24 protein-coding genes and 1 tRNA gene are annotated in these 22417 nt (G+C 67.1%); 19 read left to right on the top strand and 6 right to left on the bottom strand.

Going from position 1 to position 22417, the window contains the following annotated elements; genetic code table 11:
* Positions 1-71 precede the first annotated feature (71 nt).
* Together CUR96_RS04770 and CUR96_RS04765 are read left to right on the top strand one after the other, a co-directional pair.
* Positions 72-854, top strand: coding sequence for an alpha/beta fold hydrolase (locus tag CUR96_RS04770; RefSeq protein WP_102192118.1), 783 nt, complete (start codon positions 72-74; stop codon positions 852-854).
* A complete protein-coding gene (locus CUR96_RS04765) occupies positions 851-1543 on the top strand; it encodes an esterase/lipase family protein (protein WP_180968937.1) in 693 nt (230 codons plus the stop codon). The genes CUR96_RS04770 and CUR96_RS04765 overlap by 4 nt, the downstream gene beginning before the upstream one ends.
* Before the next feature lie 14 nt (positions 1544-1557).
* Here CUR96_RS04765 and CUR96_RS04760 read toward each other — a convergent pair.
* A tRNA-Leu gene (locus CUR96_RS04760) sits at positions 1558-1640 on the bottom strand.
* Positions 1641-1741: 101 nt separating this feature from the next.
* Between CUR96_RS04760 and CUR96_RS04755 the strand changes: the two genes are divergently transcribed.
* The 5 genes from CUR96_RS04755 to CUR96_RS04735 all read left to right on the top strand — a co-directional run bounded on the left by CUR96_RS04755 (position 1742) and on the right by CUR96_RS04735 (position 4866).
* Complete coding sequence (locus CUR96_RS04755) at positions 1742-2368, top strand: ANTAR domain-containing response regulator (protein ID WP_102192117.1); 627 nt, start codon at positions 1742-1744, stop codon at positions 2366-2368.
* Positions 2368-2922 (top strand): GNAT family N-acetyltransferase, encoded by a 555-nt coding sequence (locus CUR96_RS04750; RefSeq protein ID WP_102192116.1) that lies wholly within the window; start codon positions 2368-2370, stop codon positions 2920-2922. The genes CUR96_RS04755 and CUR96_RS04750 overlap by 1 nt, the downstream gene beginning before the upstream one ends.
* Before the next feature lie 148 nt (positions 2923-3070).
* Positions 3071-3727, top strand: coding sequence for a GAF and ANTAR domain-containing protein (locus CUR96_RS04745; protein WP_102192115.1), 657 nt, complete (start codon positions 3071-3073; stop codon positions 3725-3727).
* Positions 3694-4407 (top strand): GAF and ANTAR domain-containing protein, encoded by a 714-nt coding sequence (locus CUR96_RS04740; protein ID WP_245861083.1) that lies wholly within the window; start codon positions 3694-3696, stop codon positions 4405-4407. Before CUR96_RS04745 ends, CUR96_RS04740 begins: the two co-directional genes overlap by 34 nt.
* Positions 4408-4518: 111 nt before the next feature.
* On the top strand, positions 4519-4866 hold the full coding sequence (locus tag CUR96_RS04735) for a hypothetical protein (RefSeq protein WP_102192114.1): 348 nt from the start codon (positions 4519-4521) through the stop codon (positions 4864-4866).
* Positions 4867-4878: 12 nt separating this feature from the next.
* Here CUR96_RS04735 and CUR96_RS04730 read toward each other — a convergent pair whose 3' ends face one another.
* Positions 4879-5304: a hotdog fold thioesterase gene (locus CUR96_RS04730; RefSeq protein ID WP_102192113.1), complete on the bottom strand. Its 426-nt coding sequence runs from the start codon at positions 5302-5304 to the stop codon at positions 4879-4881.
* 45 nt (positions 5305-5349) lie between these two features.
* Between CUR96_RS04730 and polA the strand changes: the two genes are divergently transcribed.
* The 6 genes from polA to CUR96_RS04700 all read left to right on the top strand — a co-directional run bounded on the left by polA (position 5350) and on the right by CUR96_RS04700 (position 13819).
* The gene (gene polA / locus CUR96_RS04725; protein WP_180968936.1) at positions 5350-7983 is read left to right on the top strand and encodes a DNA polymerase I; all 2634 of its coding nucleotides are present in this window, start codon (positions 5350-5352) and stop codon (positions 7981-7983) included.
* Positions 7984-8048: 65 nt separating this feature from the next.
* The gene (locus CUR96_RS04720) at positions 8049-9722 is read left to right on the top strand and encodes a DUF885 domain-containing protein (protein WP_102192111.1); all 1674 of its coding nucleotides are present in this window, start codon (positions 8049-8051) and stop codon (positions 9720-9722) included.
* Between the two features lie 93 nt (positions 9723-9815).
* The gene (locus CUR96_RS04715) at positions 9816-10850 is read left to right on the top strand and encodes an LLM class flavin-dependent oxidoreductase (protein ID WP_102192110.1); all 1035 of its coding nucleotides are present in this window, start codon (positions 9816-9818) and stop codon (positions 10848-10850) included.
* Between the two features lie 50 nt (positions 10851-10900).
* On the top strand, positions 10901-12253 hold the full coding sequence (locus CUR96_RS04710; RefSeq protein WP_102192109.1) for an MFS transporter: 1353 nt from the start codon (positions 10901-10903) through the stop codon (positions 12251-12253).
* Positions 12254-12303: 50 nt separating this feature from the next.
* Positions 12304-13050 carry an SGNH/GDSL hydrolase family protein gene (locus tag CUR96_RS04705; RefSeq protein ID WP_102192108.1) on the top strand — a complete coding sequence of 249 codons (747 nt, stop codon included), beginning with the start codon at positions 12304-12306 and terminating at the stop codon, positions 13048-13050.
* Between the two features lie 19 nt (positions 13051-13069).
* Positions 13070-13819 carry an SUMF1/EgtB/PvdO family nonheme iron enzyme gene (locus CUR96_RS04700; RefSeq protein WP_245861082.1) on the top strand — a complete coding sequence of 250 codons (750 nt, stop codon included), beginning with the start codon at positions 13070-13072 and terminating at the stop codon, positions 13817-13819.
* 4 nt (positions 13820-13823) lie between these two features.
* Here the strand turns inward: CUR96_RS04700 and CUR96_RS04695 are convergent, their stop codons facing one another.
* Together CUR96_RS04695 and CUR96_RS04690 are read right to left on the bottom strand one after the other, a co-directional pair.
* On the bottom strand, positions 13824-14243 hold the full coding sequence (locus CUR96_RS04695) for a GNAT family N-acetyltransferase (RefSeq protein ID WP_102192106.1): 420 nt from the start codon (positions 14241-14243) through the stop codon (positions 13824-13826).
* 21 nt (positions 14244-14264) lie between these two features.
* Positions 14265-15596, bottom strand: a complete 1332-nt coding sequence (locus tag CUR96_RS04690) for an MFS transporter (RefSeq protein WP_102192105.1) — start codon at positions 15594-15596, stop codon at positions 14265-14267.
* An 81-nt stretch (positions 15597-15677) separates the two neighbouring features.
* Here CUR96_RS04690 and CUR96_RS04685 point away from each other — a divergent pair, with 81 nt between their 5' ends.
* The gene (locus CUR96_RS04685) at positions 15678-16046 is read left to right on the top strand and encodes a VOC family protein (RefSeq protein WP_102192104.1); all 369 of its coding nucleotides are present in this window, start codon (positions 15678-15680) and stop codon (positions 16044-16046) included.
* 71 nt (positions 16047-16117) lie between these two features.
* On the opposite strand, the gene CUR96_RS04680 is transcribed toward CUR96_RS04685, so the two are convergent.
* On the bottom strand, positions 16118-16597 hold the full coding sequence (locus tag CUR96_RS04680; RefSeq protein ID WP_102192103.1) for a hypothetical protein: 480 nt from the start codon (positions 16595-16597) through the stop codon (positions 16118-16120).
* 155 nt (positions 16598-16752) lie between these two features.
* On the opposite strand from CUR96_RS04680, the gene CUR96_RS04675 reads away from it, so the two are divergent.
* Positions 16753-17835, top strand: coding sequence for a DNA polymerase IV (locus CUR96_RS04675; protein ID WP_102192102.1), 1083 nt, complete (start codon positions 16753-16755; stop codon positions 17833-17835).
* Positions 17836-18097: 262 nt separating this feature from the next.
* On the opposite strand, the gene CUR96_RS04670 is transcribed toward CUR96_RS04675, so the two are convergent.
* Positions 18098-18427, bottom strand: a complete 330-nt coding sequence (locus CUR96_RS04670) for a GNAT family N-acetyltransferase (protein ID WP_180968935.1) — start codon at positions 18425-18427, stop codon at positions 18098-18100.
* An 89-nt stretch (positions 18428-18516) separates the two neighbouring features.
* Between CUR96_RS04670 and CUR96_RS04665 the strand changes: the two genes are divergently transcribed.
* The 4 genes from CUR96_RS04665 (at position 18517) to CUR96_RS04650 (ending at position 22314) form a co-directional block, all read left to right on the top strand.
* On the top strand, positions 18517-19080 hold the full coding sequence (locus tag CUR96_RS04665; protein WP_102192101.1) for a GNAT family N-acetyltransferase: 564 nt from the start codon (positions 18517-18519) through the stop codon (positions 19078-19080).
* Positions 19081-19084: 4 nt separating this feature from the next.
* On the top strand, positions 19085-19630 hold the full coding sequence (locus CUR96_RS04660) for a GNAT family N-acetyltransferase (protein WP_102192100.1): 546 nt from the start codon (positions 19085-19087) through the stop codon (positions 19628-19630).
* 188 nt (positions 19631-19818) lie between these two features.
* On the top strand, positions 19819-20760 hold the full coding sequence (locus CUR96_RS04655) for a helix-turn-helix domain-containing protein (protein ID WP_102192099.1): 942 nt from the start codon (positions 19819-19821) through the stop codon (positions 20758-20760).
* 162 nt (positions 20761-20922) lie between these two features.
* Complete coding sequence (locus CUR96_RS04650) at positions 20923-22314, top strand: hypothetical protein (protein WP_102192098.1); 1392 nt, start codon at positions 20923-20925, stop codon at positions 22312-22314.
* Positions 22315-22417 lie beyond the last annotated feature (103 nt).

The following is a 22417-nucleotide window of genomic DNA, read 5'->3' as shown; positions in this document are numbered from 1 at the left end:
GCGTGTCCGGCTCCTTGCCCTCAGAGTCAAGCCCCGCGCCATTGGCCGGAGCCCGCGCTAGCGTGACGTGCATGGTCAGTCGCCCGCGCACCTCGAGGCACACGGTGGACGGTTCGACCTTCCGCGTGATCTCCAGCCCCGGGCCCGATCCTCGTGTCGCCTCGCCGCTCTTCGTGCTGGTGCACGGCATCGGGATGTCCCATCGCTATCTCGCCCGCCTGCACGAGGCGCTTTCGAGCACAGCGCCGGTCGCCTCGGTCGATCTTCCCGGGTTCGCCGGGCTGCCCAAGCCCGAAGCGGATCACGGCGTGGCGGAGATGGCCGACGCTCTGGCGGAACTCCTCGCGAGACTCGCGGATCGCCCCGTCGTGTTGGTCGGGCATTCGATGGGTGCGCAATGGGCGGTGGAGACCGCGCGCCGCCACCCCGCGCTCGTCGCGCACGTGGTGATGATCGGGCCGGTGGCGGACGCCGCTCGACGCAGTGTGCGAGCGCAATCCCTCGCGCTGGCGCTGGACAGCCTTGTCGAGTCGCCACGGGCGAACGCGATCGTCTTCTCCGACTATCTCCGTTGCGGTGTTCCCTGGTATCTCACGCAACTCCGGCACATGCTGGCGTACCGGATCGAGGAGGCAGTGACAGAGCTGACCGTTCCGTGCCTGGTGATCAGAGGAGGGCGCGATCCGGTGGCAGGGCGGGAGTGGTGCCGTCGGCTGCGGGATGCGACGCCACGGGGCGCGCTCGTCGAGGTACCGGGGCGTCCTCATGTCGTGCAGGACTCCGCGCCGGATGCCATCGCGGAGGCGATCCTCGCTCACATGACGGCGTCCCTGTCGCACCCAGGGTCCAGATGAGTGGCCACGGGCGGCTGGCCAGTGCCCTCAGGGCCGCGTGCTGGTGGGTACAGGACTACGCGTACGCCGCCACCTGGCAGCTCAGGGCGCTGTTCGATCGCACCGACCCCGGTTCGTTCCGCACGGGATCGCGAGCCGCCATCGTGGTCCTTCCGGGGATCTACGAGACCTGGAGGTTCATGCAGCCGATGGTGGCGGCACTGCACCGACGTGGTCATCCGGTCCATGTGGTCGAGCTGCTCGAACGCAACCTCAGCCCGGTGACGGAGCTGGCGGAGCAGGTCGCCGAGCATCTGCACCGGCACGATCTCACCGACGTGATCCTCGTCGCCCACAGCAAGGGCGGGCTGGCCGGAAAGCTCGTGATGACCGGAGACAGCTCGAGCCGGATCCGTGCGATGGTCGCCGTCGCCACGCCCTTCGGCGGGTCCCGGTATGCGCGTCTGATGCCGACCAGGACCTTGCGGGCGCTCTCACCCGCCGATCCGGGGATCCTGAGCCTGGCCGAGAACGCGATCGCGAACGCACGGATCGTGTCGATCTACGCGAGATTCGACCCGCACATCCCGGAGGGGAGCGAGCTTCCCGGTGCGATCAACGTGCGGCTGGACACCGGTGGACACTTCCGTATCCTGGCGCATCCGCGTGTTCTCGCCGAGATCGCCGCGCTTTCCGAGCGGTCGCGCTGATCCCGATCACTGTGTGCCGGCGGTGGGACTCGAACCCACACGCCCTTTCGGACAAAGCATTTTGAGTGCTCCGCGTCTGCCATTCCGCCACGCCGGCTCGTGTATCGCGTCTTCGACTTTAGCGCAGGGGAAGGGAACGATCCTTCACCGGACGGCCTCCGCCCGCGCTCCCAGCAGCCACTCCACTAAGATGGATCTGTGACCGAGCAAGAACCTCAAGAGCAGGCTGAGCAGCCCACGGCATCCGCACCCCGACGCGTCGTCGTCGCGGAAGACGAATCGCTGATCCGCCTCGACATCGTCGAGATCCTCCGCGACAACGGCTTCGACGTCGTCGGCGAGGCCGGCGACGGTGAGACCGCTGTGCAGCTGGCGACCGAACTGCGCCCGGATCTCGTGATCATGGACGTCAAGATGCCGCAGCTCGACGGCATCAGCGCCGCCGAGAAGCTGCACAAGGGCAACATCGCACCCGTCGTGCTGCTCACGGCATTCAGCCAGAAGGAGCTCGTCGAGCGTGCGAGCGAAGCGGGCGCTCTCGCCTACGTCGTCAAGCCGTTCACGCCGAACGATCTCCTCCCTGCGATCGAGATCGCGCTGGCCCGCCACGAGCAGATCATCACGCTCGAGGCCGAGGTCGCCGACATGGTCGAACGCTTCGAGACCCGCAAGCTGGTCGACCGCGCCAAGGGTCTTCTCAACGAGAAGATGGGCCTGAGCGAGCCGGAGGCGTTCCGCTGGATCCAGAAGGCATCGATGGACCGCCGTCTGACCATGCAGGACGTCGCCAAGGCGATCATCGAGCAGCTCGCTCCGAAGAAGTAGTGTTCGCGCTCGACGCGGAGCACATCCTGCGTCCGGTGCACACCGGTGACGGCGCTGCGCTCGCACGCGCGTATACCGCGAATCGTGCGCATCTGGCTCCGTGGGAGCCCACCCGGAGCGAGGACTTCTTCACGTCCGAACAGCAGGAGCGGCATGTCGCCGTCTGCGTGGAGGATGCGGCGGCCGGTCGTGGCGTCCGCTTCGTCATCGAATCGGACGACGGCGAGATCCGCGGCCGGGTGAACCTGAACAACATCGTGCGCGGCGCTTTCTGGAGCGCGGATCTCGGCTACTGGATCGATGCCAGTCGGTTGCACCGTGGGCTGGGGTCACATGCCGTCGATCGCATCGCGATGTACGCCGGGAAGGAGCTGCGGTTGCATCGTCTGCAGGCGGCGACTCTCCTGCACAACATCGGTTCGCAGCGCGTGCTCACCGGAAACGGTTTCGAACGAATCGGGATGGCGCCGTCCTACTTGAAGATCGCGGGGGAGTGGCAGGATCACCTCCTGTTCCAGCGGATCTTCGAGGGGCCCCAGACGCGATCGCACTGAATCGGAGCCCCATTGCCGGTGTTCCTGTCTCGCGGCTAACGTGGAAGGAGAGGAGGACAGGCTGTGGAAGACGCGTTTCGTATGGCGATGGTGAGTCTGGATGATCCCGCCACGACGGTGAGCTCACTGCCGCAGTCCCTTCCTCGCCGTGCTGCCGGTGACCGGAGCCTCGGTTTCGACACTCGGCAGCTTCCTGGGCAGTCAGACGGTATCGGCGACGGACACGGCCTCGGCCTGGCTGGACGAGCTTCAGTTCGATCTGGGCGAGGGGCCGTGCTGGGATGCCCTGCGCCTGGCGCGCCCCGTCCTGGAGCCGAACCTCCGTGGCCGGCGCGGGCCGGAGCGCTGGCCGGCATTCGGGCGCGCGGTGCAGGAGCGGGAGATCGCCTCGATCTTCGCCTTCCCACTCGCGGTGGGGAGCCTCCGTTTCGGTGCGGTCGATCTGTATTCGCGGTCCCCACTGCGCTTCGATGAGAAGCAGACCCAGCAGGCGAGCGCCCTCGCCTCGGCGGTGGCTCGCCGGGTGCTCCGGCAGAGCTTGGCAGAGCTCGACGTCTCGGACGAGTCGGCCCTGTCGCCCTTCTCCCGGCGCCGCGTGCATCAGGCCACCGGTGTCGTGCTGGCGCAGCTCGACGTCGCCGCGGAGGACGCGCGGATGCTGTTGCAGAGCCACGCGTTCGCGACCGATCGCAGCGTCATGGCGGTCGCAGACGACGTCGTCGAGGGTCGGTTGACCTTCACCAAGGATGCCGGAGCCATCGAGGTGGACTCGTGGCGGCCCTCGATCGCGAGAAGCATCTTCTGACGACGTTCACCCAGCTCGCCGACACTCTCGTCGACGACTACGACGTCGTCGAGCTGATGCAGCGGCTCGTCGACACCTGCCGGGACCAGCTGCAGGTCGCCGCTGCCGGTCTTCTCCTCTCCGATGAGCGGGGCGACCTCGAACTGGTCGCGTCTACGAGCGAGGCCGGGACGGTCGTGGAGGCTCTGATTCTCGGTGCGGAGGTCGCCGCCGGTTCCTCGGCCCGGGCTTCCGCGCCCATCTCGGTGGCTGAGATCGATTCGCTCGGCAGCGGGTGGGAGGAATTCCGGCGGAGCGCCGTCGCCTCCGGGTTCGTCTCCATTGTCACGATCCCGCTGCGCCTGCGCGACATGACGATCGGTTCGCTCAACCTGCTGCAGGAAGCCGGCGGCGTACTCTCGGAGCGCGACCTGGTCATCGCCCGCGCACTGGCCGACGTCGCAACCATCGGGATCCTCCATGAACGGACGCTCCGCGAGACGGAAGCACTGACCGAGCAGTTGCAGAACGCCCTCAGCAGCCGCGTGATCATCGAGCAGGCCAAAGGCGTCGTCTCGCACACGAACGGAGTGCCGATCGACGACGCATTCGCACTCATCCGCACCTATGCGCGGACCCATGGTGAACATCTGGGTGACGTCGCCAGACGGATCGTCGAGAGACGCCTCACCATCAGCTAAACCCTTCCGCGGCATCCGTCAAGGGGGGACGATACTTGCGAGCGAGCGACTATCGTCGTCAGCAGTCGCCCCGGACCCGGTGACGTTCCTCGAGAACGGACGGGACATCTGATGAAGCGAATCCTCACCACCGTCGGTGGTTTCCAGACCGGCGACGACATCGCGGATGCCGTCATCGTGTATGCACTGGCTCTCGCAAGGGCGCACCAGACCGACACCGTGGACATCCCTTACAGAACTGAACGCGGCGCGGTGGAGCGGCTGGAGTTGCGGATCGGCTGGCTCGTCGACATCGGCGTGGTCCAGGACCGCGCCACACGAGAGGACATCGACGGTACCGAGACGTTCGAACCGGAGACCGTACAACAATTGCGGGAGGACGCACTCGCCGTCGGGGGGCACGGATACGTGCCACAGGATGGCGCCCGGTCGTGGCCGAAGTGGGAGTACGAACTCTGAGGCCGCCCCTGGTCAGCTCCCGGGCAGATCCTTGATCATGTTGGTGATGCGGATCGTGGAGCAGCGGCGGCCTTGGTCATCGGAGACCACGATCTCATGGACCGTCACGCTGCGTCCCAGGTGGAGCGGCGTGCAGACACCGGTCACGAGACCGGAGGTGGCAGAGCGGGTGTGGGTGGCGTTGATGTCGACGCCAACGGCGAGCCGGCCGGGGCCGGCGTGCAGATTCGCCGCCATGGATCCGAGCGATTCGCCGAGCACCACGTAGGCGCCGCCGTGCATCAGCCCGACGGGCTGCGTGTTGCCCTCGACCGGCATCGTGGCGACGCAGCGTTCGAGGCCGAACTCGGTGAACTCCATGCCCATTTTCTGTGCGAGTGCGCCCATCCCGCGGGCTGTGGCCCACTCGAGCCCTTCGCTCGTCGCGGTGTCGCTCATCGATCCTCCTCAGCGGGTGTCTGCCGTCCTCGTTAGGCTGACAGGGTGACGGACTCCGCAAAGCCTACCCTCATGGTCGTCGACGGCCACTCGCTCGCCTATCGTGCTTTCTTCGCCCTCCCGGTCGAGAACTTCACGACCAAGGACAATCAGCACACGAACGCCATCTACGGCTTCCTGTCGATGTTCGTGAACCTCATCAAGGCCGAGCAGCCGACGCACATGGCCGTCGCGTTCGACACGTCACGGCATTCATTCCGCACCGATGAGTACCCCGAGTACAAGGCGACCCGCTCCGAGACGCCGCAGGAGTTCCGAGGACAGATCCCGCTGCTGCAGGACTGCCTCGCCGCGATGTCGATCCCGGTTCTCACGAAGGACGGGATCGAGGCCGACGACATCCTCGCCACGCTCGCGAACCAGGGCGCCGCGCAGGGGTTCGACGTTCTCGTCGTCTCCGGTGACCGCGACACCATCCAGCTGGTGACGGATGATGTGACCCTGCTGTATCCGTCGGTGCAGGGCGTCTCCCAGCTGAAGCGCTACGACCCGACCACGGTCCAGGAACGGTACGGAGTCCGCCCGGAGCAGTACCCCGACATCGCCGCGCTCGTCGGCGAGACCAGCGACAATCTGCCCGGTGTCCCCAAGGTGGGGGAGAAGACCGCCGTTAAATGGCTGACGCAGTTCGGATCGCTCGATGAGCTGCTGGAACGCGCCGGAGAGATCAAGGGCGTCGTCGGCGGGAATCTGCAGGCCCACATCGACGACGTGCGGCGCAACCGGAAGCTGAACCGGCTGCTGGTCGACGTGGAACTGCCGGTCGGTCCTGCGGATCTCGGCGTCACGCCCATCGACCCGCAGGCAGTCCGAGACATCTTCGCCCGCCTGGAGTTCCGCACACTGCTGCCCCGCGTCTTCGAGGCGGTCGGCGCCGGCGAAGTCGCCGAGGACCCGGCATCCGTCGTCGTGCTGCCGGTCCCCGTCGAGGTCTCGGCGGCCGAACTGGCCTCCTGGGCGCAGGCTCAGTCGGGCGATGTGGCGCTTCGCATCACCACGACCGGAGGCAGGCCGACACGCGTCGGCGCCGCCACAGAGACAGAGCTCCGCGAGACCGACTGGACAGATGAGGGCGCCGAGGCGCTGCGCGCCTGGCTCGAGTCCGACGCCGCCAAGGTCTTCCACGACGCCAAACCGCAGGTGAAGACACTCATCCGCGCCGGCATCCGTCCCTCCGGACTCGCGTACGACACGAACCTCGCCGGGTGGCTGCTGCGCCCGAGCTACCCCGACAAGACGCTCGCCGACCTCGTCGAGCGCTACCTCGGCGAGAAGCTGCCGGAGGCGGACCCGACGCAACTCGTCCCCGAGACCGAGGGTGCCACACCCGCTCAGGAGGCGTGGTTCATCCTGCGGACAGCCACCGCTCTGCGCGAAGATCTCCCGGAGTCCGTCGCGCAGGTGCTGATCGACATCGAGCTGCCGACGCTGCTCACTCTCGCCGACATGGAGGTCGCCGGAGTCTCGGTCTCCCATGACGTTCTGTCGACGTTCTCCAACGAGCTCGCCACACGCGCCGAAGGACTCGCCCAGGAGGCGTTCGCCGTCGTCGGGCGCGAATTCAACCTGGGTTCTCCGAAGCAACTGCAGGAAGTGCTGTTCGAAGACCTCCAGCTGCCCAAGACCCGCAAGACGAAGACCGGCTACTCCACCGATGCCGCCGTCCTCGTCGACCTGCAGGAATCGAATCCGCATCCGTTCCTGAACCTCCTGCTCCAGCATCGAGAGGCGACGAAGCTCCGCCAGATCATCGAATCGCTCGACACCGCGATCGGCGATGACCACCGTGTGCACACCACCTACGTGCAGACCGGAAGCCAGACCGGTCGCCTCTCCAGCACCGACCCGAACCTGCAGAACATCCCTGTGCGCACCGAGGAATCCCGCCACATCCGCAGCGCATTCCAGGTGGGAGAGGGGTATGAGACCCTGCTCACCGCGGACTACTCGCAGATCGAGATGCGCATCATGGCCCATCTGTCCGGCGACGAGGGCCTCGTCGAAGCCTTCAACAGCGGCGAGGATCTGCACCGCTTCGTCGGCGCGCGGGTGTTCGGCGTCGACCCGAGCGAGGTGACCTCCGCGATGCGCACCAAGGTCAAGGCGATGTCGTACGGCCTCGTCTACGGGCTGTCGGCGTTCGGACTGTCCAAACAGCTGCGCATCGAGCAGTCCGAGGCGAAGCAGCTCATGATCGAGTACTTCGCGCGCTTCGGTGCGGTCCGCGACTACCTGCGCGCCTCGGTGATGAAGGCGAAGGAGGTCGGCTACACGGAGACGATCTTCGGCCGCCGCCGGCCATTCCCCGACCTCGCCAGCCCCAACCGGGTGCTGCGCGAGAACGCCGAGCGCGCGGCACTCAACGCTCCGATCCAGGGCAGCGCCGCGGACATCATGAAGATCGCGCTGTTCCGCATCCACGACGATCTGCGTGCCGAAGGTCTCGCATCGCGAGCCCTGCTCCAGATCCACGACGAACTCGTGGTCGAGGTCGCTCCTGGCGAGTGGGATGCCGCGGAGCGCATCGTCCGCACGCGAATGGGCGGCGCGGCACAGCTGACCGTACCGCTCGACGTGCAGGTCGGCCGCGGAAGCAACTGGAACGAGGCAGCGCACTGACGTCGGACGCTGTGACCGCGCAGCGATCATGATGCTGCGGGCACGTCGAGGGATAGGCTGGCGGGATGACTTCAGTGCCTCGCATCCCGTCTGCCATTGACAGTGTCGCCGACGAATGGGTCGACACCATCGCTGTGCTGTCGCCGACACTCGGCACCTACATCGGACGCACCGAGGCGGGTGACCGCTTCGGCGATCTGAGTCCCGCCGGTCTCGAAGAGATCGCCGAAGCGACGCGCACGACCCTCGGAAAGCTCAGCGCTCTCGATCCGGTCGATGCCATCGATGAGGTGACGAAGACCGATCTGAGCGCCGAGCTGCAGCTCGACCTCGATCTGCACGATGCGAACTGGCACCTGCGCGATCTGAACGTGATCGCCTCCGCCGCGCAGGACGTGCGCGCCGCCTTCGATCTGATGCCCACAGCCACTTCCGACGACTGGGGTGTCATCGCGAAGCGTCTCGCCGCCGTGCCGGACGCGCTGCGCGGCTACACCGAGACCCTGCGAGAGGGAATCGCGCGGGGCGTGACGCCCGCTCGGCGACAGGTCGTGGAAGTCGCGACCCAGATCACCCGCTACACCGCTGACGACGGGTTCTTCGCGGCGTTCGTCGCCGAGGCAGCGCCGGAGGAGGGCAACCTTCCCGCCTCTCTCGCCCGGACACTCGCCGACAACTCCGCGGCCGCGCGGGTCGCCTACGACGAGCTGGGACGTTTCCTCACCGATGAGCTGGCCCCGTCCGCCGGCGAGGTCGACGCGGTCGGTCGCGAGCTCTACGCGCTCAACTCGCGCCGCTTCCTCGGTGCGACGATCGATCTCGACGAGACGTACGAGTGGGGTCGTGAGGAGCTGGCTCGCATGGTGGCCGAGCAGACGGCCATCGCCAACGAGATCCTGCCCGGCGCGTCGGTCGAAGAAGCAGTCGCCCACCTCGAGGCCGACCCTGCCCGCAAGCTCGTCGGCACCGACGCGCTGCAGCGCTGGATGCAGGAGACGAGCGATCGTGCAGTCGCCGAGCTGGGCGCCACGCACTTCGACATCCCCGAGCAGATCCGCACGCTGGAGTGCATGATCGCCCCCACGCAGGAGGGCGGTATCTACTACACCGGCCCGACGGACGACTTCTCGCGGCCCGGCCGCATGTGGTGGTCGGTTCCCGAGGGGGTCACCGAGTTCGACACCTGGCGTGAACTGACGACCGTCTATCACGAGGGCGTTCCTGGTCACCACCTGCAGATCGCCCAGGCGGTGCACAACCGTGCCGAGTTGAACTCGTGGCGCCGCCTCCTCGCCGGCACCTCGGGGCACGCCGAGGGATGGGCCCTGTATGCGGAGCGCCTGATGCAGCAGCTCGGCTACCTCGACGACCCGGCCGATCGCCTGGGCATGCTCGACGGACAGCGGATGCGCGCGGCCCGTGTGGTTCTCGACATCGGCGTGCACCTGGGCAAGCCCCGGCTCGACGGCACCGGCGTCTGGGACGCGGAATACGCGCTGGAGTTCATGCGCAGCAACGTCAACATGTCGGACCAGTTCGTGCAGTTCGAGGTCAACCGCTACCTGGGCTGGCCGGGCCAGGCGCCGTCGTACAAGGTGGGGCAGCGCATCTGGGAGCAGGTGCGCGACGCGTACCAGGCCGAGCGTGGAGCGGACTTCGACATCAAGGAGTTCCACAAGCGCGCTCTCGACATGGGCGGCGTCGGCCTCGACACACTGCGCACGGCACTGCTGCGCTGACCGCCGGCTCGAGCTCGGGACCGCGCGGGTCACCCCGGGAATGCCGGAGCGACCCGCGCGGTTCATTCAGGTGAATACGAAAGGCTGGCGCACATGGACATCGAGTTCGGGCTGGACACGTTCGGAGACATCACCCGCGACGCGGACGGAAAGCTGCTCTCAGCGGCACAGACCATCCGCAACGTCGTCGCGCAGGCCGAGCGTGCCGACGCGGTCGGCGTCGACTTCTTCGGGGTGGGGGAGCACCACCGCACCGAGTTCGCGGTCTCCGCACCCGAGATGGTGCTCGCCGCCATCGCAGCCCGTACCGAGCGCATTCGCCTCGGCACTGCGGTGACCGTGCTGTCCTCAGACGACCCGGTGCGCGTGTTCGAGCGCTTCTCCACGTTGGACGCGATCTCCGGCGGGCGGGCGGAGGTCGTTCTGGGACGTGGGTCGTTCACGGAGTCGTTCCCGTTGTTCGGCTACGACCTGCGCGACTACGAGGCGCTGTTCGAGGAGAAGCTCGACCTGTTCGTCGAACTGCTCAAGGAACAGCCGGTGACCTGGTCGGGAACCATGCGCGCCTCTCTGGAGAACGCGGACGTGTTCCCGAAGACCGAGAACGGCCTCCGTACCTGGGTCGGCGTCGGCGGCAGCCCGGAGTCGGTGGTGCGCGTCGCCCGGCACGGGCTAGGGCTGATGCTGGCGATCATCGGCGGGCCGGCCATCCGCTTCAAGCCGTTCGTCGAGCTGTACCACCGCTCGGTCGCCACGTTCGGCACGACCTCGCATCCGATCTCCGTGCATTCGCCGGGCCACATCGCCGAGACCGACGCAGAGGCATGGGATGCCGCATACTCCGGCTTCGAGGCGATGAACAACACCATCGGCCGAGAGCGCGGATGGCCGCAGTACAGCCGCGCGCGCTTCCAGAACGACGTCGGACCGGAGGGTGCGCTGTACGTCGGTTCACCCGAACGAGTGGCGAAGAAGATCGCCGACACCGTCACCACCCTGGGGCTCGGGCGATTCGACCTGAAGTACGCGACAGGCACGCTCTCGCACGAGGCGATGATGCGCAGCATCGAGCTCTACGGCACCGAGGTCATCCCGCGGGTGCGCGCCCTCCTGGACGCGCAGAAGTAGTCAGTCGCACCGCGCGTCATCTGTGGGGCCGCGGCTCTACGATGAGGTGCATGGCCAACACCGCCCTGCCGAGTCGCGCGTCGCTCGCCGAGCGTCTCGATGATCTTCCGTTCACGCGCCGGCATGCCCGCCTTCTGACGGGCTCGGGGCTCGGTTGGGCTCTGGACGCCATGGACGTCGGATTGATCTCGTTCATCCTCGCCGCTCTCGTGCAGCAGTGGGATCTCACCAGGACCGAGGCGGGATGGATCGCCTCGGTCGGATTCCTCGGCATGGCGGTCGGCGCGACGCTGGGCGGGCTGCTCGCCGACCGGCTGGGCCGCCGGCAGGTGTTCGCCCTCACTCTGCTCGTCTACGGCGTCGCGACGGGCGCCAGCGCGTTCGTCGGCGGCCTCGCCGCACTCCTCGTGCTCCGGTTCCTGGTCGGGCTCGGACTGGGAGCGGAGTTGCCGGTCGCATCGACCTACGTCAGCGAGTTCGCTCCTGCGAGGATCCGCGGGCGGCTGATCGTGGTCCTGGAGGCGTTCTGGGCGGTCGGGTGGACCGCCGCGGCGCTGATCGGCTACTTCGTCATCCCGGCATCCGCTGACGGCTGGCGCTGGGCATTCGCGATCGGGGCGATCCCGGCGCTGTATGCGCTCGTCGTGCGCTGGGGGCTGCCGGAATCCCCCCGGTGGCTCGCCTCCCGCGGGCGCATCGCCGAGGCCGAGCGCATCGTCAGCACCTTCGAAGCAGATGCCGGACTCGTGGCCGAGCCGGCGATCCGCAGAGAACCGCCGTCCAGGTCGATCGCCGTCACCGCGCGGGCACGCCTGCAGACCCTCTGGAACCCGGAGTTCAGCAGGAGGACGATCTGCCTGTGGCTGGTCTGGCTCACCGTGAACTTCGCGTACTACGGCGCGTTCATCTGGATTCCCAGTATCCTCGTCGAGGCCGGATTCGATCTCGTCCGATCGTTCGGCTTCACACTCATCATCACCCTCGCGCAGCTGCCCGGATACGCGGTCGCCGCGTGGTTGATCGAAGTGTGGGGGAGGCGCAGCACGCTCTCCGTCTTCCTCGTCGGGTCCGCGGTCTCGGCCGTGTTCTTCGGGACGGCGACGACCGAGCCGGCGATCATCGCCTCCGGCATGGCTCTGTCGTTCTTCAATCTCGGCGCCTGGGGTGCGCTCTACGCCGTGACACCGGAGATCTATCCGACCTCGCTCCGCGCCACCGGAGCAGGCTGGGCAGCAGGAGTCGGCCGCATCGCGTCGATCGTGGCACCCCTCGTCGTCCCGCTGCTGCTGGTCGCGGGCGGAGCTCCTTTGCTCTTCGCCGTCTTCGGCGGTTGCTTCCTCATCGCGGCTGCCGCCGCGTGGGGGCTTGCCGATCGCAGGGGCATAGCGCTCGACGACCGCTGAATCCGGCACTGCAGCGCACGGTCCGGGCCTATTCTTGGTGAGTGACTGACGTGCGTTTCGTGGCGATCGGAGATTCCTTCACGGAGGGTGTCGGCGATGTCCTCCCGGACGGGCGGGAACGGGGCTGGGCCGATCTCACGGCCCAGGGCTGGGCCGACGCCGCGGGGCGGCCGATCCAGTACGCGAACCTCGCCATCCGGGGTCGGCTCGCCTGGCCCATCGTCGAGCAGCAGCTCGAGCCGGCGCTCGCCCTGCACCCCACGCATCTCTCGTTCAACGGCGGCGGCAACGACATGCTTCGACCGCGTACCGACGTCGAGCACATCGCCGATGCGTTCAGCCGGGTGCTGCGCCGATGCGATGAGGAGGGTGTCACGATGATCCTGCTGTCGGGCGCGAATCCGAGCGGCCAGCTGCCGATGGGCAACATCGTGCAGCGGCGAGGCGATCTGCTCTCCGAAGCTGTGCTGCGACGCGTCCAGGATCGCCCCGACGTGATCCGCGCGCTGAACTGGCCGGACAGGGAGCTCTCACGCGCGCCGTACTGGTCTGAGGACCGGCTGCACATGAATGCCGCCGGACACCACAGGGTGGCGGCCAGAGTGCTGCACGCGCTCGGGTTCGAGCCTCCGGAGATCTGGTGGGCCCCGCCGCAGCCGGGAACCGGTGGGCCGTCCGGAGCGTCCTATTACCGCGAGCACGTCGGCCCATGGGTGAAGCGGCGCGTCACCAGAACGTCATCCGGCGATGGACGTACGGCCAAGTACCCCGCGTGGGTGGAGCGGATTCCGCAATGATGAGCCCTTCGGTCGGAACGTGAGCGGCGACTTCGAACTCGCCGGAATCCCGTCCGGTACGGTGACGCTGCATGATGCGCGGCGCAAGATGCAGCGCGTCGTCGAACTCGAAGCGTTCGAGATCGGCGTTTACGCCGTCACCGAGGAGCAGCTGGCCGAGATCCTCGGCATCCCAGCCCCGCATCCGCGCCGTCCGGCCTCGGACGTGAGCTGGTTCCGCGCTGTGCGCTTCTGCAACGCCGCGTCGGAGTGGGAGGGTCTTGACCCCGTCTACCGCTTCGATGGCGAGGAAGTCACCTGGGACGTGACTTCCGATGGATACCGCCTGCCGACCGAAGCCGAATGGGAGTTCGCCTGCCGAGCCGGTTCGGTCGGCCCCCACTACGCGCCGCTGTCGGATGCTGCATGGACCGGCGCCGACGGCGTGGGCACCCCGCAGCCGGTGGGCGGGAAGATCCCCAACCTCAACGGCCTGTTCGACACGCTCGGCAACGTCTGGGAATGGTGCTGGGATCTGCTCGACCCCGCACGCTACGACGACTACCGGGTGTTCCGCGGCGGAGGGTTCGCCGATGACGCGTGGAGCGTGCGTGCCTCGGTACGGCGAGGAGGGGCCCCGCGGATGCATCACGAAGACGTGGGCCTGCGTCTCGCACGCGGTGCGTTCGACACGTTCGATGAGGCGCAGGGCTGGTCCGCGCAGGCCGACCGGGAGCGCGCTCTGATCGACGGCGCACTCCCTTCCGGTTGGACCCCGCGGGGACGGTGACCGGTCAGGGGCGCATCTGCTTGATCATGTAGCGGGTGGGGTCCTCGGAGGGCGCGAAGCCGTACTGCGCGTAGAGGCCGTGCGCGTCCGCAGTCGCCAGCAGCATCCGGGTGAGGCCGAGCGGCTGGAGGTCGGCGATCACTCCCTCGACGAGCATCTTCCCGATGCCGTTGCCACGCTCTTCTTCGTCGACGAAGACATCGCACAGCCAGGCGAACGTGACGGCATCCGTGACGACGCGTGCGTAGGCGACCTGCGTACCGGATGAATCCCACACGCCGTAATTGCGCGAACCGTCGATGGCCGCATCCTGCACCTCGCGTGCACGCCCGTTCGCCCAGTACGACTTCTCACTCAGCCAGAGGTGCACCCGATCGCGATCGATGCGAGCGGAGTCGTTGGAGAACGTGTAGGAGGAAGGCATGATTCATCCTACGAACCGTGATCAGGGGCGGCGTGCACGCTCAGGGTCGAGCCCCATCCGGATGCGGGTGCTCTTGCGTTCGATCAGGATGAAGACGACCCCGAGGATCCACAGCGGGATCGGAGTCAGGAAGGCCACGCGGAACGCATCGAGAGAGTAGGTCTCCGGAGTTCCTGCACCCTGAAGATCGAGGGCCAGTCCGATGAAGAAGATCGCGATGAGCGCCGCGATGAATCCGCCCGCGTTCGTGACGCCTGTCGCCGTGCTGAGGCGATGAGAGGGGTTGTGCGTGCGTGCGTGATCGAACGCGATCATCGAGGCGGGGCCGCCTGTCGCGAGAGCGACGGCGAGGACGTACAGCAGCCAGACGGGAGCAGCTGCAGGCAGCGCGATGACGGCGACCCAGGCGATCATCTGTACGGCGATCGCCGGCAGCACGAGAGCATACGACCGCTGGTTCGGCAACCGGCGGGACAGTTCGCCGATCACGGGACCGAGCGCCATGCCGGCGACGACGTACACCGAGATGATGCCGGCCGCGTGCGCGGTGCTGAGACCCTGACCGGCGGTGAGGAACGGCATTCCCCAGAGCAGCACGAATGCGGTGCCCGCGAACGGCGTCGTGAAATGCGACCAGAAGGCCAGTCGCGTGCCTGGGTGCGCCCAGGAGGCGCGGATGCCGACACCCGTGTCGATCGCCGAGGTGACGACCCGGATGACACCGGTGTCGGTGTTGACCGAGACGTCGGCGCCGCGTTCCGGCGGATGATTGCGGATCACGACCGCCACGAGGATCGCGAAGAGCATCCCGAGCCCGGCGATGCTGCCGAACGTGATCGTCCAGCTCGTCGCGTGCAGGAGTGCGGCGAGCGGGACCAGAGCCACCAGCTGACCGGCCTGACCGATGATCCCGGTGAACTGCACCATGAGCGGCGCGCGCTGGGCGGGGAACCACGTCGCGACCAGCCGGAGCACAGCGGGGAACACCGCTGCGTCGCCGGCGCCGAGGAGGATGCGGGCGACGATCGCGACGCCGATGCTGGGGGAGAGCGCCATCGTCAGCTGACCGGCCGCCATGAGCAGCATTCCGATCGTCATGATCGGCCGTGACCCGTATCGGTCCAGCAGCACGCCCACCGGAATCTGCATGCCCCCGTACACCGCGAGCTGCACGACCGCGAAGAGTGCGAGCGTGGCCGCATCCGCATCGAAACGATCTGCGGCGTCGACGCCGACCGCGCCGAGAGAGGTGCGATTGGTGATGGCGAGCACGTACGCGGCGACGCCCACCGACCAGATCAGCCATGCCCGCCAACCCGGGGACGCGATGGGGGTGACCGGGACTGTGCGCACACCTCAACGCTACCCCCGGCGCCAGGACGACGCGGGCGACGCGACCCGCGTCGTGTCGGACAGCGGCGTTAGGGTGCCGACATGACATCAGACACGCCCGTGCACCATTCGATCAACTACGTCGAGCTCACGGTCACCGACCTCGAAGCCGCAAAATCGTTCTACGCCCACGCGTTCGGCTGGCGGTTCAACGACTACGGCCCGACGTACGCCGGCATTGCTGCCCTCAACGGTGGGGGAGAGGTCGGAGGTCTGTTCGGCGGCGCCGAACCGCGCCCTGTCGGCGGTCCGTTCGTGCTGCTCTACTCCGACGATCTCGACGAGACCAGGCGCGCCATCGTCGGGGCCGGAGGCGAGATCAGGACGGAGCCGTACGGCTTCCCTGGTGGACGTCGGCTGCATTTCGCCGACCCGAGTGGCAATGAGCTCGGTGTGTGGTCCACGCGATGATCTGATCGCCACTTCGCGCACAGGAGCCCCGCGACCGTCAGATCGCGGGGCTCCTGTGCATCAGATCCGGTTCAGGCGGCGCAGAGCGTGCCGATCGCCGCAGCGGACTCCTGGATCTCGGTCGCGACGGCGCCGATCTCGGCGACGGCAGAGGCGTCCTGGTCGATCAGCATCCTCGAAAGAAGGTCGTTCATCGTCGCGAAGTCCTCGTGGAAGGCGCTGACTGCAGCCTTGACCTCGGGGTTGGAGACCGATTCGGCGGCGGCGCCGATCGCCTCCGCGGCCTCGGTGTACTGCGCGATCGTGCCCTGCGGGTCTGCCGTCGCGGCCGTGACGTCCAGCTCGCTCAAGGTCTTGGTCGCCTCCTGCACCTGCGCGCCGGCCTCTGCGCATGCTTCGGTCAGCGACTGCTCGCTGGTTGTCTCCTCCGCCGGGGCGGAGTTTCCGGCCTCAGGGGACGAGCTCTCCGAGGTGGTCGGCGAGCCGGAGCAGGCGGTGAGTCCGAGCATGGCGACCGTGGCGATGGTCAGAGCGGCGAGACGGCGGTTCATTGGTTCCCCCATGGGTTCTTCGATGTGCGTGCGCAGGTTCGCGCAAACGCCGCCCAGTAAACCACACGGGGATGGCCGGGGTCGTGACGGCGCCCCGGGAGCACGGCTACAGTGGGCGCCATGCGAGAACTCTCATGGTCTAGTACGGGAGTCCGATGAACGCGGTTCCCTGGGTGCTGCATGTCGACATGGACCAGTTCATCGCCGCGGTCGAGGTCCTGCGTCACCCGGAACTCGCCGGCAGACCGGTGATCGTCGGCGGGCAGGGTGATCCGACAGAACGGGCAGTCGTCTCGACCGCCTCGTACGAAGCCCGCGCGTACGGCATCGGCTCCGGGATGCCGTTGAAGATCGCCGCCCGCAAGGCACCGGAGGATGCAGTGTTCCTGCCCGTCGACCATGCGGCGTACGAGGCAGCATCCGGCGCGGTGATGATGACCCTCCGCGCGCAGCCCGGCGTCGTGCTGGAGATCATCGGCTGGGACGAGTGCTTCCTCGGCGTGACCACCGATGACCCCGAATCCGTAGCACGTGGGGCGCAAGCCGCCATTCTGGAGGCGACCCGCCTGCACTGCTCGGTGGGCATCGGCGACAACAAGATCCGCGCCAAGATCGCGACCGAGTTCGGCAAGCCGAGAGGGACCTTCCGCCTGACGAAGGAGAACTGGTTCGAGGTGATGGGGGAGAGACCGACGCGTGACCTCTGGGGCGTCGGCTCACGGGTCCAGAAGCGCCTCGCGGATCACGGCATAAAGACTGTCCGGGAGCTCGCTGACGCGGAACGCGACGACCTCATAGCGGAGTTCGGTCCGAAGATGGGGGTGTGGTACCACGGGCTCGGCTCGGGAGACGGCCCAAGTGTCGTCGACGACACGCCGTGGGTCGCTCGCAGTCACAGCCGCGAGACGACCTTCCAGTCGAACCTGACGACCGCGTCGGAGATCGAGGAGGCGATCCGTGCGCTGGCGGAGGACGCTTTCGATGATTGCGCCGCGGAGGGACGAGCGGTGATCCGCGTCCATCTCAAGGTGCGGTACGCGCCCTTCGTCACCAAGACCACCGGACGCAAGCTCGCGTCGGCGACGACCGACCGTGCCGCGTTCGTGGCTGCTGCCTTGGCACTCGGCGGCGAACTCGACGAGGACCGCGAGGTGCGTCTGCTGGGTGTGCGCGCGGAGATGGAGATGCCCGCAGACGGGGACACGGTGGAGCGTACGCCGGTGCGGGGGAGGATCTGAGGACCGCACGCTCTGGTTCAACCCGTCTGCCCGCTCACCACGGAGTGCCGAGCAGATCCACCTCGCCTCGGGGCCAGTCAGCGAGCGTCGAGCGGACCGGGTAGATCAGAATCGGGGAATCATGAGCGGTGATGGTCGTACCCGGCTCGCTCCAGGACTCGCAGTGCTCCACGACGTGGATGCGGTGCCAGCCGGTGGCTTCGTAGAAGGCGACGACCTCGTCACGGCACCCCAGATATCCGAACGAGATGGACGGGTTCGCCTACATGGCATCCTGAGCGTGCTGCATCACCCGCCTGCCGACACCGGTTCCACGCCACCCGGCATCGACGAGCACCCCACCGGTCCCCGCCACCGTGATGGCCGCGCCGCCGACGGTGATCGTGCGGAGCTGGTGACCGACATGCGCCACCAGTTCATCGTCGTCGTCGATGACCATGGTGTGCAGATCGGCAGGGGAGTAGCCGTAGGGTGCATCGGGGTTCCACGGCCCCAGATCCGCCGCGTACTCTCGCTCGAACAGCGCGCGCAGGGCAGCGATGTCGCTCGTCGATAGATCGTCATGCGGGACATTCCTGACAGACTCAGCCATGAGATGGGAGTCTACGAGTCCGCAGACCTCGCGCAGCCGACCGCTCGCATGAAGGCAGGCGTGACCGGACGTGCTGGGAGGATGGGGGCATGTCGTCGGCATCCGTATTGAAGAACCTGGAAACCGAGCGTCTCCTCCTGCGCCGGCAGCGAGTGGAGGATGCGTCTGTCTTCCATCGGTTGTGGACGGAACGGGATGCGCGAGTGCCGCCGCATCGTCGCGTGGGTCCGGACGGGCGTCCTACGGAGTCGGATGTCGCAACTCACATCAGGGGGCAGCTCGACGACCCGGGACCGGGGCTGCTGACGGTGGAGCGAAAGGGCACCGATGACGTGATCGGATACTGCGGGCTCGTCTTCAACGGCAACGGCTCGCCCGATGACCCCGAGCTGGCGTTCGAATTGCTGCGCGCGATCCACAGTCGCGGTTACGCCACGGAAGCCGGGGAGGCGGTGATCACGTGGGCGAGCACCGCGGGCTATCCGCGGTTGTGGGCGTCGGTGTGGGACTGGAACATCGCTTCACGAAAGGTCCTCGAGAAGCTCGGATTCCGAGACACAGGCCACACGAATGCGGAATCCGAGCACGGTCGCAGTCTGCTGACCGTGCGGGACCTACATCGCCGGCAGCATGCGCCGGGACGGCGATACTGATGGGATGACAGCACTCCCGGAAGTCGTCGTTCCCCGGATCGCGGGTGACAGGATCGTCCTTCGCGCATTCGAGAGCACTGACGCCGACGCGGTGCTCGATGCCTCCACAGATCGATCGATCACGGCGGTCACCACGGTCCCCGCAACGAACGATCCCGATCTCGCCGCGGAATGGATCGCGCGGCAGCACGAACGCGCGCGCACGGGCTCCGGCTATTCGTTCGCCATCCAATCAGCGGATGAGTGCGTGGGACAGATCGGACTCTGGCTTCGCGAACTGCACGAAGGTCGCGCGACGATCGGCTACTGGATCCGCCCGAGTCGTCGCCGTCGTGGGTATGCGCTCGACGCACTGCATACGCTCTCCGACTGGGCATGGAGCCTCCCGAACCTTCACCGGCTGCAGCTTCACATCGACCCGGCGAACAGGGCTTCCTGCAGGACAGCCGAACGGGCCGGCTATGAGCGCGAAGGGTTGCTCCGCTCGTGGCAGGAGATCGCTGAGGAACGCCGCGACATGCTCGTTTACAGCATGATCAGGTCGCGATAGGTGCCGCTGCTGCTGGCACCGTACCCACCGCCACGATGAGTCGTGCCGGCTCGACTCCGCGGCCGGGAGCCTCGTGGCCGTCGAACTCCTGTCTCGCCCGCTGACAGTGCGGCGTTACGACGTTGCAGAGCGGTATACCAAACTGTGGCAGAGTGTGGTTGTTGAGTCGCGTTGCAGTCGGAGAGAGCGTGTCGAAGAGAACCCACTTCCTAGCCGAACGAGGTGTAGTCAAGAAGGACCAGGCGGCGGCAGACTGGCTGGAGTCTCGTGGGTTTCGTGTGGATGCCAGAAACCCGCTGCGTGTCTTTGCAGATACCCTTCGCTCACCTGGCTTTGAGATCGCTCGCATCCGACACACGCCCGCGCGGATCGCGTACGGGCCTCTTGCACCGAGAGCGGAGGGCTCGCGAACCATCATCCAGCTCGAAGGCGAGACGGTGTGCACGAGCTCATCCCTGCACGCCCCCGTCTTCCTGGCTCCGGGCTCGTCGATGCTCACCCCGATCTCCTCGGATATCGAGTTGAACGCCGCTGTCCCTGTGGCGCGACTGGAGATCAGAACGGATCGGCGGCTACCGCAGGTCGTCTCGGAAGCGGCCGCGGGCGTTGTGACGGAGCGCACTGGGTACCGGCCCCCGCTCGTCGCCCTGGTGAATGCGGCGTTCTCTATCGATATCGATCCGAAGGACACGGGGTTCGGTGATGTCCGTGCCGCCGTCGAACACCTCGTCTCCGCTCTCTTCCGTGAGCACCAACCGCACTGGGCGCCGCAGAACCGCCAGCAGCGCCTGCACCAAGACGCGCTCGCACTCATCCGGCGCGAGGCCAGGGATCCGCAGCTGACGGTCGTCGGCGTGGCGAAACGACTCGGTGTTTCCGAGAGGACCCTTCGACGCACCTTTGCCCAGCACGCAACGTCTGTCCGCGCGGAGATCGCCCGCGAACGAGCCGACTCCGCGCATGCGGCGATCGCCCGAGGTTCAGCGCGATCCTTCGAAGGCCTGCACTCCATCGCGCTCTCGAGCGGATACACGTCCATCCGGTCGATGCGAGAGTCATTGCGACGGCGCGGCGGGGCCACCGATCTGGGGGCGTTAGACCCCGACGCGTTCCACGGGTTCGCCGAATAGGCGCCCTGACGCGCGGGTGCCGCATCCGATGATGGACATGCGCACGATGATCGGCCATCGCGACGCCGAGAATCGGCCAAGGCTGCGTTCCGTTCGCACAGCGAAGTTGATCGTCGCCAGGATCGGGTCAGCCCCCCGTTTTGAGAAAGGCGATCAATAACAATGACCAATGAAATAACCCCTCAGGCATCCGATCACAATCCTGCAGAGGTTCCCGCGGACTCTGCCAAGAAGCCTGGTCTGAAGCGTCGCACCGTCATCACCACCGCCGCGTGGAGCATCCCTGTCGTTGCGCTCACCGTGGCGACTCCGCTCGCAGCTGCTTCGGTCGCTGCACCCAGCCTGTCGTTCACCAACGGTCCGTACACGGCAGGTCCGTGCGCGCCGCTCGGCGAGATCGTGCTGATTCTTACGACCAATGGCACAGATCCCGACCCTGGAAAGTCTGTGACTGTCGTGCTGCCGGCCGGGCTCACGTGGTCGGACGGCACGAATCTTCCGAAGGTGTTCTCGTCGACGGACGTCAACGGCAACATCTCGATTCCTGCCGGGCAGATCGTGGCCTCGACGCCCGGAGACCACACGATCACGGCAACGGCGAGCACCGGCGTCTCCGCCTCTGCACCCGCATCCTTCGCGCCGAATCTCGTCGCGAAGGACTGGCACAGTGCAGGTGGCCTCATCGCCACGTTCGCTCCGGCGGCGGCCGTGGCGATCGGGTGGAACTTCTTCCTCGGCCCGGATGGCACCCTCTACCACGGTGACGGTCCTATCGCCACGAACGTCTCCAGCGCAGTGGGAGACACCCTGGGCGATGCATCCACGGGCCTCCTCGATGGTGTGGCTTTCGTCGACGGGAACGGCGTGGCGCAGGTGTGGCAGTGGAACCCGTCCGACGGTGCCATCGGGACGGCGTCGTTCCCGGGAGTACCGACCGGGTCGACCGCGGTCGGCTGGAGCTTCTTCCTCGCCTCCAACGGCGACCTCTATTACGGCGACACTCTCGTCGACTCCGGGGTCACCAGCGCCGTCGCCGAGCAGATCATCGGCCCCACCGACGCCGTGACCTACGTATCGAACGGTCAGGGCAAGGTTCATCTCGTGAGCTCATCCGACCCCGCCAACCCGGTGACCGGAAACTTCCCGCCGGCTGTTCCATTGGGCGGCACGGCTGTGGGACACAACTTCCTCCTCGCGGCGAACGGCGACCTGTTCCACAGCAGCGGCGTCCTCGTCGCCAGCGGTGTGACTGCGGCGGTCGGCGATCAGCTGGGTGATCTCACCACCGGTGCGACCGACGGCGTGTCCTTCGTCCAGAACGGGGTCGCCGGGTCGTGGGAGTGGCTTCCGCTCACTCCCGGCACTCCGACTTTCACAGCGTTCGCATCGGTCCCGGCGGGCTCCACCCCTGTCGGCTGGAACTTCTTCCTGGCTCCGGGTGGGTTGCTCTACCACGGCAACGATCTCATCGCGCAGAACGTCGTGAGCGCGGTCGGCGGCGAGTTCACCGGCGGCGTCGACGGTGTCACCTACGTTGAAAGCGTCGCCTGCTGATCAAGCATCCGTGCAAGCCGTGCTCACGTGCCGATCCTCTGTACCGGAAGGATCGGCACGTGAGCATGACCGTCTCTGATCAGCCGCGGCGGGAGCGCGCAGC

It is taken from the genome of Microbacterium aurantiacum (assembly GCF_002872075.1).
GTDB classification, from domain to species: Bacteria; Actinomycetota; Actinomycetes; order Actinomycetales; family Microbacteriaceae; genus Microbacterium; species Microbacterium aurantiacum_A.
The sequence above is the reverse complement of the archived record's forward strand: the minus strand, read 5'-3'. Positions and strand labels throughout refer to the sequence as shown.